The organism is Halomonas sp., from assembly GCF_041689495.1.
Lineage (GTDB): Bacteria > Pseudomonadota > Gammaproteobacteria > Pseudomonadales > Halomonadaceae > Halomonas.
The window spans coordinates 1-1,158 of record NZ_JBDNGD010000410.1; the positions used below are offsets into that span (position 1 = coordinate 1).

At 65.6% G+C, this 1,158-nt stretch carries 1 protein-coding gene and 1 pseudogene; both read left to right on the top strand.

All coding sequences use genetic code 11. The annotated features are described in order from the left end of the window. Positions 1-302: pseudogene (locus ACESMD_RS12790) on the top strand (C4-dicarboxylate ABC transporter permease); the annotation flags it as partial. Between the two features lie 29 nt (positions 303-331). Next, the coding region (locus ACESMD_RS12795; protein ID WP_372613745.1) for a mandelate racemase/muconate lactonizing enzyme family protein at positions 332-1,158 on the top strand (827 nt) is incomplete at its 3' end.

Consider the following 1,158-nt stretch of genomic DNA (forward strand, 5'->3'; position numbering starts at 1 on the left):
CCTTCGCTATCAACAACAGCCTGTTCGAGGTAGGGCTGATGCTCGGCTTCGGGCTATTTGGCTACTGGATGAAAAAGGCCGGTGTCTCACCGGCACCGATGGTGATCGGGCTGATCCTGGGGCCGGTCATGGAGACCAGTTACCAGCAGTCGATGCTGATCGGGCAGGGCAACCTGAGTATCTTCCTGACGAGCCCCATCGCCGTGGTACTGCTGTCCATCGCCGCCTTCTCGGTGCTGCAGGCCACGCCGTTCTTCGGCTGGCTGCGTGGCGCGCTGCGCGACAAAGCGCAGGCCGAGTGACTCCCTACCATCTTCACGAGGACTCCATCATGACAACGATTACCGACGTGCGCACCAGGACGGTCAACGTGCCGCTGGACAACCCCACCAGCTTTTCCAACCGTCAGGTGTTCAAGCGCGACTATGTGCTGGTCGAGGTGACCGGCGACGACGGCCATGTCGGCATCGGCTTCTGCTACGGTGGCAACAATGCCGGCTCGCTGGTGGCGCATGCCGTGCGCGACCTGCTGCGGCCGGTGCTGGTGGGCGCGGATGCCCATGCCACCGAAGCCCTGTGGCAGGCGATGTACCAGGAGTCATTGCTGCATGGCCGCTGCGGTTCGGTGATGCGCGCCATCAGCATTCTCGATACCGCGCTCTGGGATCGCAACGCCCGGGCGGCGGGCTTGCCGCTCTACAAGTACCTGGGCGCCAGCGACACCGGCAGCGTGCCGGCCTATGCCAGCGGAGGCTACTATCTTGATGGCAAGACGCCCGCGATGCTGGGCGAGGAGATGGCCGGCTACGTCGCCCAGGGCTTCACCTCGGTGAAGATGAAAGTCGGCCGCGAGGACCTGGTCGGCGAAGAAGCTCGGCTGGCGGCGGTGCGGGAGGCCGTGGGCCCCAATATCCAGGTGATGCTGGATGCCAACAACGCCTGGCGGGACCTGCCCTCGGCGCTGGCCTTCATGCGCATGGCCGAGCCCTACAACCCGTTCTGGATCGAGGAGCCCTTCAGCCCGGACGACATCGACAACCACCGGCGCCTGGCGGAGCGCACTCCGGTGCCGGTGGCCACCGGCGAGATCGAGGCCGGACGCTGGCGCTTCCGCGAGCTGCTGGAGAAGGAGGGCGCCATGATCCTGCAGACCGACGC